Origin of the sequence: Serratia nevei (assembly GCF_024160145.1) — a bacterium.
Classification (GTDB): Bacteria; Pseudomonadota; Gammaproteobacteria; order Enterobacterales; family Enterobacteriaceae; genus Serratia; species Serratia nevei_A.
Genome location: NZ_JAMYWQ010000024.1, coordinates 1 through 13,130, shown reverse-complemented (window position 1 = coordinate 13,130; position 13,130 = coordinate 1). Strand labels below are relative to the sequence as shown.

The following is a 13,130-nucleotide window of genomic DNA, read 5'->3' as shown; positions in this document are numbered from 1 at the left end:
CGCCGATAGGTTATGCCTGGCCCATCAACGGATCGCTGACGCTGTGTTCGCCGTCCTCAAGCCGCCCCGCCAGACGGCGCAGCCAACCTCCCGGGCTGTGTAGCGTCAGATCGTACCAGCCGCCGCTGGCGCGGGCGTCAAACGTTTGCTGGCGGCTGCCGCCCGCCGGCAGCGTGATGTGCCACGGGCCTTGCCGCGTGTAGGGGCAGCGTTCGAGAGTGACCGCTATCGCTGCGGCGCTCGGGTTATTCAGTTGCAGCTGCAGGCTGCGGCCCGTGGGGCGCAAACGCACCTCCGGCTGCGGCCGGCTCAGCGCGCCGCGCAGTTCTCGATGAAAGCCGTTGGGGCCGAGCAACCACAGATGGTACTCATCGTCCGTTTGCCAGTCGTCGCTGACCGCTTTACCGGCCTCGACGGTAAAGCGGCGCGGGATCTGCGTCAGGTCCCGCCGGTCGTAAACGTGAAACACCGCGCCCTGCTCGCCGGTATTGAGCAGGTTCAGCGTCACGCGACGCTGCTCGGCCGCAACGGTGGCCTCGACGTGCAGCTGGTAGGGCAGCGCGCGGGAAGGGCGCGCCAGCCGGCGCTGGTGTGGCAACCGCTGGTGGGTGGGTGGGGGCAGCGGCACCTGCGGCAGCTGTTCCTGACGTTGACGCAGGCCGTCGGCAGCGCGGCGGCTGGTGGCGGGCAGGCTCGGCAGCGCTTCGCCGTTAGGGTCGACAAAGTTGAACGCCGAAGTGAGATCGCCGCACACCGCGCGGCGCCAGGCGCTGATGTTGGGCTCATGCACCTGAAAACGTTTTTCCAGAAATTGCAGCACCGAGGTGTGGTCGAAGACCTGTGAGTTGACCCAGCCGCCGCGGCTCCAGGGCGACAGCACCAGCATCGGCACCCGCGGGCCGGGGCCGTAGATGCGGCCGTCCGGCGGCGGTTGATCCTGTGAGCCGGGCGGCGCCACGTGCTGGAAGATCTCGCTGTCGAACGGCACCGTCGATTTGCCGGCGAAGCTGCCGTCTTCTCGCAGCGACGGCGCGGAAGGCGAGGGCATATGATCGAAAAAGCCGTCGTTTTCGTCGTAGTTGACCAGCAGGACGGTTTTGCTCCACACCGCCGGGCTGTCGGTCAGCGCGTTGAGGATCTCTTGCGTAAACCAGCCGCCCTGCACCGGGCTGGAAGGATCGGGATGCTCCGAATAGGCCGCTGGCGCGATGATCCAGCTGACCTGCGGCAGTTTGCCCTGCTGCACGTCGGCGCGGAACCCGGCCAGCATGGCGCCCAGATCGTTGCCGTCGGCGGCCGGCAGGGTGTTGCCGTTGCCCTTGTACAGCGGCGCGCTTGCGTTGAGTTCATCGCGATAGGGCACGAAGGCGTTGAAGTCTTTCGGCGGCCGCGCCGGGTTGCCCACCTGAATGCTGGCGGCGCGGTATTGGCGAAAGCCCGCCAGCGGGTTGTCGGTAAAGTTGTCCGGCAGGAATTGATACACCTTCCAACTGACGCCGCTCGCCTCCAGCCGTTCCGGATAGGTGGTCCACTGGTAGCCAATGTCCGCCGGGCCGGGGCTGTCCCATTCGTTGACCACCACCGCCACGTCGGCGGCCGACGGACCGTTGGTGCCGGTCCAGTGGAACAGCCGGTTGGTGTTGGTGCCGGCGTGAATAGCGCAGTGATAGGCGTCGCACAGGGTAAAGGCGTTGGCCAGCGCGAACTGGAACGGCAGCTCATGCTGACGGTAGTAGCCCATCGAGGCCGGCGTTTTGTAGGTGGGCCAGGCGCTCATGCGGCCGTGATCCCAGGCGGCTTGTTCATCCACCCACGAGTGCGGCGTGCCGGTCACGCGCTGGGCGTTGCCGCGTTTGCTGTCCAGGTGGTAGGGCAGCACCAGCCGGTCGGTGCCCTGTTGCTGCCAGACGTGGCGATCGCCGGGCAGTGGAATGGTAAAGCGATCGCTGAAGCCGCGCACGCCCGGCAGGGTGCCGAAGTAGTGGTCGAAAGAGCGGTTCTCCTGCATCAGGATCACCACGTGTTCGACGTCGCGCAGGGTGCCGGTGCGGTTGTTGGCGGGAATGGCCAGCGCTTTGCGAATCGAAGCGGGCAACAGCGAGAAAGCCGATCCGATGGCGGCAGCCCGCAGGATGTCTCTGCGTGAAAGGTCAGGCATGCGTCGTTAATCTCCGTCAGTGTGCTTTGAAGATAGCCGCTGACGACGATAATGGCGAAAAATAACAGCGAGATGAACGCGCGGGAAACAATGCTCCCAGGCGGGAGCATTGCGGGGATAACGCTTACTGTCTGATCAGGCGACCGAGCGCCGGCGCCGTTTCGAAATCGCTGCGGAAGGGGTTGATATCCAGGCCGCCGCGGCGGGTGTAGCGCGCGAACACGCTGAGTTTTTCCGGGCGGCAGCTCTGCTTGATGTCGTTGAAAATGCGCTCGACGCACTGCTCGTGGAATTCGTTGTGCTGGCGGAAGGAGATCAGATAGCGCAGCAGGCTTTCACGATCGATTTTGCGCCCTTCATAACGGATCACGACGCTGCCCCAGTCCGGCTGGTTGGTGACCAGGCAGTTGGATTTCAGCAGATTGGAAGACAGCGTCTCCGCCACCGCTTCCCCTCTCTCGGCCGCGCCGCTCAGGTATTCAGGTTTGAAGGCGAAGTCGTCAACCGCGATATCCAAATCGTCGATATTGATGCCCGGCAGGCTATCGATCTGCGCCGGGTAGCCTTCCAGCCCCGGATAGAGCCTGACGATGACCTGGCCGTTGGCTGCCTGCGACAGATCCTTTTGCATGGCTGCGCTCACCTGCTCCACGCTGTCGAAGCGCGTTTGGTTGAAGCTGTTGAGATACAGCTTGAACGACTTGGATTCGATCAGGTTCGACGAGGAGTGTGGGAAGGTAAATTCGCCGATGCCTACCACCGGCTTGCCTTTGGCGTTGAGCCAGGACAGCTCGAAAGCGGTCCACAGATCAAAGCCGCTGAACGGCAGCTGCCGCTCGTCTACGCCGATCAGATCGCGGCCGCGCGCACGCGGCAAGGCTTCGAGCAATGCGGGAGCATATTGATCCGGATAATCGGAGTTGGCGCCAAGATGGGTGATCTTATCTTGCTTTTGGATATGCATATTCATTGCCCTTTGCTTGTTCGGTATTGATGTAACGGTTAAACAGACTGCGGGTGGCGTAGATCGGCCCGACGCCCAGCAGGGCGTAAACCACTTTGATCAGGAACTGCGACAGGATCATGGTCTTGATGATGTCCCAGCTCAGCACGTTGTAGAACGCCAGCGTACAGAACACCACGCTGTCGATGGCCGAAGCCACTACGGTACTGGTGATCACGCGCACGAACAGGTAACGGGAGTTGGTCAACTCTTTGATTTTACACAGCAGATAGGAGTTGACGTTCTCGGAGATCAGATAGGCGGCGGAAGAGGCCACCAGCACCGCCATGATGCTGTGCACGATGCCGTTATAGGTCTCGCTGTACTCCCACTGTGGAATGCTCGGCACCAGCGTCGTCACCCAGACCCCCAACACGAAGGTCAGGTTGGCGATAAACGAGATGATAATCGTGCGCCGGGCCAGCCGTAATCCATAAAATTCGTTGAGAATGTCCACCAGAATGAACGTGAGCGGGTAGATGAAGATCGCCGGCGGGGTGATGAGGTTCAGCACCGGGATTTGGATCGGTTTGACGCCGCACAACGTTGAGAAGATATAAATCACGCTGAGTGCCACGGTGATGATCAAATAGGCATACCAGGAGCGTTCGTGGCGATCGCTGAGCTCGTAGGCGGTTTTTTGCTGGTTGTCGCCATAGAGTTTGCGGTATAGCGCCTGCAGCTCGTGCCGGCTCAGATCTTCTGATATTTCGCTGTCGGCCAGCTCATTCAGCCCCATGGTAATGGTTTTGCCGGTGGCCAATACCATGACATTGGCCGCGATGGTGCCATGCCGGGTAAAGCCCAACAGCTTGAACTTCTGATTCGGTTCCATTTATAGCCTTTCTCCAACGATATAACCCAGGAATTGCACGCTGTCCTGGGGGAGTTTGTCCATGCTTTCGCTGTCTTTGTCGTTAACCACAAAGAAGCCGCTTTTTCCCGAGTGATACAGCAAAGGCGAATCGCAAATCAGTACCGGCGGACGTTTGATGATAATGACTTCGCCGGGGATAAATGACCCTTTAATTTCGGTCTCTATTTTCATTGCCAACATGTTCGACTCGTCGCCGAAGAAATACGTCAAAGGAAACTCGGTGACCAACTGCCCTATCTTGCGTTGCGAGACGGCCAGATAGCGCGACTGCGGGATCACCGGGATGGCGGAAGGGTTCTTGTTGCCTTCGGTGGACAGCGTTTCGTTGAGCAGCTCCAGTTTTTCCAGATCGTAGTCTTCTATCTCTTCACAGGAGACACCGAAGAAATCGGAAATCCGGTTCACGGTGGATTGCTGAACGTTGTTCACTCTTCCGTCAAGAATTTTGTAGAGGGTAGTGCGCGTCAGGCCGCTGCGGTTGGAAAAGGAAGCCTTGGTTTCACCGCGGGTACGCATCAGATATTCAATATTTTTAATGATGTTGATTTTGCGTTGTGCGTTGGTGGTTTTCATCGGCTGTCCTTACAAACATTACGCAGGCTTCACTATATCTTACGCGTTGGCGTTGTCCAGACAAAAAGGCGCTGGCGGGTAGGTAACAGGCTGATTATTGGTGGTAATTATTGTTTCTTGTCAGCCTTTTAGCTCAGTGATGTTAGCGAGGGAAGCCAGGCGTATCTGCGGGGATGATAAAACTGTGTAAATCAATTGATTAGCTTTTGCTTATGGAAAAGTGAACACAAAAGCCGGTTTTATGTGTACTTTTATGTTGACCAAAGCCGATTTCATGAGCTACTGTTCATGCAAGCTGAAGTTTTTCTTTACGAGCAAAACACTGAAGCCAACGACTTTTATAATAAAAAACTCAGAGGGGCCGTTGCCGCACTCTGAGCATAATGGATAGCTTGCTACCGACACCAGGGACCCTAACCACCATGGCCGTTTGTCCACGCGATCGGCCCAGTCTTTTACGTTACACCCATCTTTCTCGAGCATAAAACACTCCCCCGTCACCGGAGGAGTGCATTAACGCATGCGCGAAAAATCAGAGCGACTTCTGCGAGGCCAGCGGTTTTTGCGCCCGGCTGAAGGCCAGTTTGAGCACCCAATACAGCAGGCTGGCGGCCACCAGAGAGTTGATGGTCGGCACGCCCCATTCGGTCGCCAGGCCAACGGCGCCGCCGGCGATGCTGGCGGCGATCGCCGCCCAGCCGATGGTCGGCGTTTCGTTCGGCAGCTGGCCCGTACGGCGGCTCTCGTCCAGGATTTTGCGGTGGCTGCGCAGCAGGTAATAGTCCACCAGCATGATGCCGATAATCGGCGGGAAGACCACGCCAAGCACCGTCAGGAAGTCGACGAAGCGATCGAGAATGCCCAGTACCGACAGCGTAGTGCCCAGAATGCCGATCACCAGCGTGGTATAGGTGTACTTCAGCCTTTTGCCGGTGATGCCTTCCACCGCGTTGACGATGCCCAGCGAAGAGGAATACAGGTTGAGATCGTTGACGCGCAGGGTGGAGAACACCACCACCAGCAAACCGGCGCCGCCGGCCGCTTGCGACATGATGGTGACTACATCCGCGGTGCCCAGGGTTTTGGCGATCAGGATCGCCAGGCCGTTCACCACGAACTCGCCGGCGATGATGGTGAAGAGCGTGACGCCGAGCACGTGCTTGCCGTTTTTGGAGTAGCGGGTCAGATCGGGCGTCATCAGGCTGGCCACGATGGCGCCGCCGACGACGATGGTGATGCCGGCGCTGATGGTCAGCGGTTCACCCGGCGGCACCAGCTGGATGATCTCCTGCAGGTTATGGCCGGAAAGCGCGGTTACCGAAATATAGGCCACCAGCATGATGAACATCGGCACCGCGATGCGGGCGGCGATGCGCAGCGCCTTGAAGCCGAACGCCACCAGGATGGTCAACAGCGTGCCAGAGAGCCCGGCGGCCAGGCCAAAGCCCAGCTTATTGCCGAGTGCGAAGTCGAGCGACTTGGCGAAAATGGCATTCTGAATGCCGAACCAACCCAGCAGGCTGACGGCCACTACCACACCTATCAGCACCGAGCCCAGACGGCCGAAGCCGCACCAGCGCGCCAGCAGGCTGCCGGAAATCCCTTCGCGCATGCCCGCCAGCCCGAGGCCGTAGGTCACCACGCCGAAGATCAGGCTGCCGACGAAAATGGCGGTGAAGGCGTCAATCAGCGTCATGGAGTTGCCGAGCACGGCGCCGAGCATGAACTGGTCCAGCGCGGTCAGCATGCCCATATGCACGATGGCCACGCTTAAAAACGAAACTCTTTTATCCTGCGGCACGCGGGTGAGCGGATAATCTTCGATCTTTATCACGGTGAGATCTTCCTTGCGGTTCAAATAAACTGAATGCCTTTGGTTATCAGGCGATCGGGAATGTAGTTATCCAGATTGGCGTATTTGCAATACTCCTCAAATTGCTGCTGAGTATGCACGTTGGCCTTCTGGTAAATGTTATAAATGCGGTTTTCGATGGTCTTATTGCTGACGTTATAGATTTTGGCGATCTCTTTCACCGTAAATCGCTGCAGCATAAGGAAAATAACATCAAGTTCGGCCCGGGTGAACAGCTCGTTGTTGACTTCGGTGGTCAAGACGCTGGGCTTTTGCTGATTGATGTATTTCAGCGGCGACAGGCTGTTCATCGGCTTGGCGTTCCAGATCACGCCAATCACCTGTTTGTCATCGTTGTACACCGGCAGCTTTTCGCTGATAAACGGCGTCAGGCTGTCTTTGCCGTACCAGTAGTGCGTCTCTATGACCGTGACCCGATCGCGCGCCGCTTCGGTCATCTTGTCATGCTCGATAAAGTCGGCGGCGGAGTCGGCCCAGTCGGCGGGGAATTCATGGTCATATTTGCCGGCGACGTCGAAGTTCAGCGGCGTATTGGTATAGAGATAAGCGGCACGATTCATGTAGAGGTGGCGGGACAGCTGGTCCTTGATGCCCCAGGGCTCGCTCAGGTGCTCCATCATGGTGATGAGCCCCTTAAAATAAGATTCATTATTTTTATGCGATGAACCCATACCTACCTCTGCGCCGCTCAGGCCGCGTTACAGGCTTTTAGCCAGGTAATGGCGAGTGTGGCGATGCGCGTAGTCGCCCAGTTCGCCGTAGACCCGGTAGCCCAGTTTTTCGTAGAAGCCTCGGGCCTGGAAATCGAAGGTATCGACATAAGCCATGTGGCAACCGCGCTTGCGGGCTTCTTCCTCGGCCAACTGCATCAGCTGACGGCCATAGCCGCTTTTGCGACATTGATCGCCGACCCACAGATACTGCACTTCCAGGCCGCCCCACCAGGTGCGCGCCACTAAACCGCCGACGATCTGCTGGTTGTCGTCGGTGACGGTCAGGAACAGTGGGTGAATGTCTACGGGCTGGGTTTTGTGGTTGTGCGCCCAAAGGCTGTCGATAACGAACTCTTCATCCTGCGGGTTGGGTTTGTCGGTGATATTAATATTCATTTTTAATATAATTCCCTGATTTAATTATTCAAAACTGAATTAGGCGCTTTTGCCCTAACCGCTTCTAATATCACTTCCATTAATGTATTTCAAGGGTGGTTTTCACCCTTTTCCGCCGGGTAAGAGGACGCTTATAGTGACCGTCACAGGGTGAAGAAAATAGTGAACAGGCGGTATTCAAACGCTGAAATGCCCTGCTTACACCATCTTTTCCTACTTGCGCCTCACCAGGGCCCCACCGGGAAAACTGCAGTACTGTATGGCTCCACCGGATAGAGCAAGCTCACTTGCCGACGGGGGAGCCACTTTGTTTTTGACGTATCCTATCCCACGACGCCTACCCTCTGTCTCAGATATTAAACACTCTTCTCATCAGAAGATATGAATCGCAGATGAAAATGTGGCCGATCCCTCCCTGATCCGCTGATTTAGTCCTCTGACGCGACGCTGCTCAGCGCCGGCTCGATGGCGGCACCCAGCATGGCGCCGTGTCCCAAGGCGGGCCATTCCCGATAGCCGACGGTGAGGCCGTCGAGCTGCGCCAGGTGTTCGGCCAATAGATGCGTCGCATCCGCCGGCAGAGCCGGGCTCTTCACACCGGGCGGGGCCGCGCGATCGCGTTCCGCCAGGCCAACCCACAATTGCAGCCTTGCCGCCGGCGCCGGACGCCGTTCCGTCATCTGCTGCGCTTCTTGCAGGATCAGGCCATTGCCCCACCACAGCGAAGGCTCCACGGCGATGTAGCGCTGGAAAGCGGTGGGATGGGTGAACAACGTGTGCAGCACAAAGAGCCCGCCGTAGGAGTGGCCCCACAGCGTTTGCCGCTGCGGATCGACCGCCAGTTTGGCGGCAATCGCCGGTTTGATGCGAGTTTCAATCAATTGCAAGAATGCATCCGCGCCGCCGCTGGCCCGCGGCGGCTTCTTCATGCCGGCCGGCAGTGGGAGCGTATAGTCGTAGGCGCGGCCGGCGGCATCGATGCGCAGATCGTTATCGGAGCCGATCATCACCAGCACCGGCGGCCGCTTCGCCGCCGCCAATTTGGCCAGTAAGGCGGCGTTCAACTCCATCAGCACCGCATTGCCGTCGAGGAAATAAACCGTTGGATAGCCGTCAGGTGCAGGTGCCTGACGCGGCTGGGCGATGCGAACGCGGTAATGCCGTTGGCCATCGACGGAGGTAAAGCGCAGATCGCTGAAACGGTAATCCGCAGAATCGCTGTCGGCAACGGTTGTGCCGATCTTGCGTTCCAGGTCGGGCCTGGCCTGCGCGCAACCCGGCAACCCAAAGCCGATGGCGAGCGCGATAAGTGCGGATATAAAACGCTGGTTAGACAATAACATGCGGATTAACACCTTCAGAAAAAGGCCGATAGTAGCATCCGCACGCGCCCGGAAAAAACCAACTCTTAGGGCGGGCATTCCAGCGGCGAAGTGGGATGAAACCTGGAGAGGGCCGCACTTCGCTTCGCAGGCTGAATAGCAACCCATTGTTATTATTGGCAAGTCAGAAATAAGAAGGATTACAATTAATTAATAATGGTTATGATTTTATTGCGGGCGAAAACTGGGGGGATAGGTGAAAACATACGTTTATCAACGACGTTTAACAAAAAAAGCCCTATAAAATAGGGCAAAGACACACAACAACACCAGGGAAACTTTCCGGTATCTTATATTATAGCTTCCTATGCATATAGAACATTTTATTATAAACATGTAAGTGATTCTTATTAATCGTTCAATACCATTGTTTTTCAAATGGTTATGCAGACTGGCTGAGGTCGTGTTCTTGGGGCCGGTGCGGGTAGCCAGGGGCAGGAGGCAGGGCGCTTTGCTGTTACGGCGGCTGAACAGGCGGGATCGTCGGCCCGATAACCCTCAGGGCAATACCGACTGGCGTGCGGCAAAAAATGCCGGCCGGTATTTCCCCTCAGGCGCGCTGGCCGATCTTCCCTGTGGCAGGTGCAAATCAGTGCTGTTGCAGCGTCAACATCTTGCCAAGCAAAATATCTGTCGGCGGCAGAATATCCGTATCCAGCCCGGCGGAGGGGGTAAAGGTCAATTCGCCAAAAATGATTTGGCCCTTAGAGATGTAGAAATCAACGCGGACAAACTCGAAGGGCGCCGACAAGCGCGCGGCATATTCAAACAGCTCATCGTATCCTTCCGGCTTCTCGAAGGCGTCGATCTCCTCCTGATTCAATGCCAGACAATCCTCGCTGTAGCACAGGAACTTGAAATCCTTGTCAAAGAAGTAGTATTTCGGCGACCCGGTCTCTCTGCCGACACACAGCAACGTGCAGTAAGGCACACCGCGGAAACAATAGATTTTATAGTCTTCAGGCCCGTGACCATTGGCCGATTCGATATACTTCTCCCCAATGATCTTTTTGTGTATCCCTTTGTAGTTGAGCTCTACATAGGTTTTCCAATAGTCATCTTTCATCCAGCCGTCGATCAATCGGGTGGCATTCTTGATATTCAGCAATTTTTTATTCTGGCAAATCAGGTTATATCCGGAGCCGTGATTCCCTTTGATCACAAACTTCTCCGGCAATGTGTCCCACGGAATGTCGTTGACTGAATCACAGGCGAAGTACAATTCATTCAGGATCTCTTCGCACCCTTGATCTTTGATGTACTGTCTTACCGCATATTTATCGGCGCACTGCTTCACCAACGCATTATGACTGTAGCCATTCAACTTCAGGTGATTGATCTTTTCATTCCAGGTGGACGGTGCCCGTAAGTTCAGCGGTTTGCCAAATGCCCTTTTGTAGATCAACCTGGCCTTGAATTCGGGGGCCAATACGGCCAGCTGATTCATGATAAATTTATTGATTTGTCTCTTCATATACGTAATTCCATCAAAGCATCGTGACAATGATTAAGACGTTCTTGTTATTTAGAACGTGGATGGCACGCTTTCACTGCGCCAGTGAATGGCCGTCGGCGTTGTTCCCAGATCAAAGGGCTTGTGGTCTAACGCCCGATTAAGAATGCGGGCCGATCGCCACGCCATCAGGCTCAACTGAGGATCGGCAATGCCGTGATTATGCATACTGGCGTTCATGGCAAATAAGCAGTTTTCCGCGGGGCCTTCCCACTCAAAGGTAAAGTCCGGGGCGATGCGGTATTCGCCGTCCGCCGTGGTCAGCAAACGGTGGGCCAAAGGTTCAAGGAACTCCGGCGTTGCAGATTGATAACCGGTGGCAAAGATCACCACGTCCGCCTTGAAGGTTTCTTCGCCGTGATCGAGATGATGATGCGTTTCGAGTTGGTAGGCGTCATCCTGCGTGTGTTTCACTGCCGTCAACGAACGGCTGGGCAGCAGGCGCACCCATAATTTCTCGCGCAGGACGTCGAAGCGGTGGTACATGGCGCGATAAATCGCCAGCAGCGACTCACTGGTGATGCCGTCTGAGGTCATCTTCTGTTCGGCCAGCATATGCCGCTTGGCCGCGCTATCCAGCGAGTAAAAGCTCTCGACGTAATCGGGCGTGAAATATTCGTTGGCAAAGGCAGCCTCATCAAGCGCGTTGTAGTTGTTGCGGCGCGATATCCAGTCGAGCTGTGCCGGTTGCCCCCATTCCCCTTTAAAAATATTCAGGAACAGGTCGGCGCCGCTCTGGCCGCCGCCGACGATCGCCACGCGTTTGCCCGCCAGATCGGGGTTGCGCAACATCATTTCGCTGGCATGAAAACAGCGATCGCTTTGTGCCGTCACGCACTCCGGCAGCTTTATCTTTTTGCCGATGCCGATGCTCACGTGTTTGGCATGGAGCACCTCATTTGAGGTGGTCACCACAAACTGGCGCTGCCGATCGTCGAACTCGATCCGCTGGACGTCTTGATTGAACGCCAGCGAGCCCATCCCGCTTGCAGCCCAGGTAAGGTAATCGGCGAACTCTTCACGCGATGCGGTGCGCTGTTCAGTGGTCAGGAAACGGTAGAATTTTCTATTCGTTACCAAATAGTTGAGAAAACTGTAGGGGTTGGTTGGCGCGACGGCGCTCACCAGATCCTTTAAGAAGTTGGTCTGCATGCTGCAATCTGCCAGGATCATGCCGGGGTGCCAGGAGAAATGAGGTTTGCGCTCAAGGAATTTCCCCGTAAATCCCTCTATTTCGCTTCCTAATGCCGCCAGGCTAAGGTTGGACGGGCCAAGGCCGATACCGATGATATCCAAACGCTGATTCATTAATAAGCTCCAGTATAATGAGAATAATGCCCAGGAATATGACCGCAGAGGGGGCGCCAAAGTGAATAGGCTCCCTTTTTCTTATAATTAAGCTTCACGGATTACATATAATTAAACGGTGCGTGGTTCAAAAATACCGTATTAGCAAATGCCCGTTTAAAATACGATGATACGTAAGATAAATGTTATGGGGTATTTCTTTCCATGAAAGTCCCTATGAAAGCTTGCGCGTGTTGTTAATTAACGCTCTTAAGTAAAAGTCCGGGAAAACCGAATCCATCACGCCATGAAAGCGGCAAGCTGGAATAGGAATAAACCGCTTTGGTTTTCATTGGCTGTTTTCGTGTTTGCGCCGGCCAGCGCTCTTCTTACGTTCCTGAGATCAACGATTCGCTGCTTAGAATACCCCTAAAATAGGTCCTGGGAAGGTGAAATAACGTGATATTAGAAACAGAGTGCTTTTTGAAGATATGAAATGAAAAGTGAAATTATGAAATCAGCTTATTGATTGGTTTTTTTTATCATTTAATTCAATATGTTATCTTGGTTTTGGCGGGAGGGTATTGAGCCCGTTTGCCGGGCCGGCCGCACTGTTTTCAACCTTGTTACCGCCTATCACCGTGAGATTTTACCCCCGTAGCGTAAACCGGCGAACGCGGATTGTTTGCGTTAACTCCGGGGTTTAGCGTTTGTTTAACTCACGCCAGGGAAAGGTCAGTGGGAAAAGAAGATTTTTCGAGCCGGGGGTGAAAGATTCTGGCCACCACGGCGAAGTGAGCAAGTACTACCCGGCAATCAGTTTGGGGGACGTTAACCCGCAGCGACAACAAGAATACCTCGATTAATTCGACGTAGAGCGAAACACCTGCCGGATCGCAGGAATGAAGTGGAGTGCGTTAAAATCTCTTGTGATTTAGGAAGTGCTGTAACACCTTCATTACTAGGATACACGATATTGTAATTGTATTATTAGCGTGGCAACCCATCTGTAAATAACTCATTTTATTGTCTTGATTTGCTTGCTCACGACATTCTGTTAACACTTTTTGGCATGAAGGGAGTCATTAATACGGTACCTAATGCCGATAAATTAGGTCTGGGCAGGAGCAATGCATTTCCAAAATAATGCGTGAATACCCCACTTTTTGAGCGCTGGCCCGCAGGGTGAGGCTTTTGGCCTCATAATCGAACGCAGTTCGATGGAGAGTGTAGTGGTCAAGTAATATTGGCCACGGTTTTACAGTAAGAACGGTACCTGTTCTCTGATTCTTCCGGCGTCAGCCCTCCGTTATAGTGGTGTGGTCTGACGCTATTGTAGTAATTCAATATATAGC

General features: G+C 55.4%; 10 protein-coding genes. All 10 read right to left on the bottom strand.

Features of this window, described 5'->3' with window-relative positions; translation table 11 throughout:
* Positions 1-10: 10 nt before the first annotated feature.
* The 10 genes from M6G53_RS16615 to M6G53_RS16570 all read right to left on the bottom strand — a co-directional run bounded on the left by M6G53_RS16615 (position 11) and on the right by M6G53_RS16570 (position 11,796).
* Entirely contained in the window at positions 11-2,158 is a 2,148-nt protein-coding gene (locus M6G53_RS16615; protein ID WP_253333058.1) for a phosphocholine-specific phospholipase C, read from the bottom strand.
* 124 nt (positions 2,159-2,282) lie between these two features.
* On the bottom strand, positions 2,283-3,122 hold the full coding sequence (gene queF, locus M6G53_RS16610) for an NADPH-dependent 7-cyano-7-deazaguanine reductase QueF (RefSeq protein ID WP_253333146.1): 840 nt from the start codon (positions 3,120-3,122) through the stop codon (positions 2,283-2,285).
* The gene (locus M6G53_RS16605) at positions 3,100-3,996 is read right to left on the bottom strand and encodes a queuosine precursor transporter (protein WP_004937338.1); all 897 of its coding nucleotides are present in this window, start codon (positions 3,994-3,996) and stop codon (positions 3,100-3,102) included. Before M6G53_RS16605 ends, queF begins: the two co-directional genes overlap by 23 nt.
* Entirely contained in the window at positions 3,997-4,611 is a 615-nt protein-coding gene (locus tag M6G53_RS16600; RefSeq protein ID WP_253333056.1) for a helix-turn-helix domain-containing protein, read from the bottom strand. It lies immediately after the preceding gene.
* 532 nt (positions 4,612-5,143) lie between these two features.
* The gene (locus tag M6G53_RS16595) at positions 5,144-6,445 is read right to left on the bottom strand and encodes a cytosine permease (protein WP_253333054.1); all 1,302 of its coding nucleotides are present in this window, start codon (positions 6,443-6,445) and stop codon (positions 5,144-5,146) included.
* Between the two features lie 20 nt (positions 6,446-6,465).
* A complete protein-coding gene (locus M6G53_RS16590; protein WP_033636032.1) occupies positions 6,466-7,155 on the bottom strand; it encodes a helix-turn-helix transcriptional regulator in 690 nt (229 codons plus the stop codon).
* 27 nt (positions 7,156-7,182) lie between these two features.
* The gene (locus M6G53_RS16585; protein ID WP_019453029.1) at positions 7,183-7,593 is read right to left on the bottom strand and encodes a GNAT family N-acetyltransferase; all 411 of its coding nucleotides are present in this window, start codon (positions 7,591-7,593) and stop codon (positions 7,183-7,185) included.
* Between the two features lie 428 nt (positions 7,594-8,021).
* Entirely contained in the window at positions 8,022-8,936 is a 915-nt protein-coding gene (locus M6G53_RS16580) for an alpha/beta hydrolase (RefSeq protein WP_253333053.1), read from the bottom strand.
* Between the two features lie 628 nt (positions 8,937-9,564).
* On the bottom strand, positions 9,565-10,449 hold the full coding sequence (locus M6G53_RS16575; protein WP_253333051.1) for an ATP-grasp fold amidoligase family protein: 885 nt from the start codon (positions 10,447-10,449) through the stop codon (positions 9,565-9,567).
* Between the two features lie 51 nt (positions 10,450-10,500).
* Positions 10,501-11,796 (bottom strand): lysine N(6)-hydroxylase/L-ornithine N(5)-oxygenase family protein, encoded by a 1,296-nt coding sequence (locus M6G53_RS16570; RefSeq protein ID WP_253333049.1) that lies wholly within the window; start codon positions 11,794-11,796, stop codon positions 10,501-10,503.
* Positions 11,797-13,130: the final 1,334 nt, after the last annotated feature.

Bases quoted from the DNA above. Each gene is read 5' to 3' on its own strand.
- queF (WP_253333146.1), bottom strand. From the start codon at position 3,122: ATGCATATCCAAAAGCAAGATAAGATCACCCATCTTGGCGCCAACTCC.
- M6G53_RS16590 (WP_033636032.1), bottom strand. From the start codon at position 7,155: ATGGGTTCATCGCATAAAAATAATGAATCTTATTTTAAGGGGCTCATC.
- M6G53_RS16585 (WP_019453029.1), bottom strand. From the start codon at position 7,593: ATGAATATTAATATCACCGACAAACCCAACCCGCAGGATGAAGAGTTC.
- M6G53_RS16600 (WP_253333056.1), bottom strand. From the start codon at position 4,611: ATGAAAACCACCAACGCACAACGCAAAATCAACATCATTAAAAATATT.
- M6G53_RS16580 (WP_253333053.1), bottom strand. From the start codon at position 8,936: ATGTTATTGTCTAACCAGCGTTTTATATCCGCACTTATCGCGCTCGCC.
- M6G53_RS16615 (WP_253333058.1), bottom strand. From the start codon at position 2,158: ATGCCTGACCTTTCACGCAGAGACATCCTGCGGGCTGCCGCCATCGGA.
- M6G53_RS16575 (WP_253333051.1), bottom strand. From the start codon at position 10,449: ATGAAGAGACAAATCAATAAATTTATCATGAATCAGCTGGCCGTATTG.
- M6G53_RS16570 (WP_253333049.1), bottom strand. From the start codon at position 11,796: ATGAATCAGCGTTTGGATATCATCGGTATCGGCCTTGGCCCGTCCAAC.
- M6G53_RS16605 (WP_004937338.1), bottom strand. From the start codon at position 3,996: ATGGAACCGAATCAGAAGTTCAAGCTGTTGGGCTTTACCCGGCATGGC.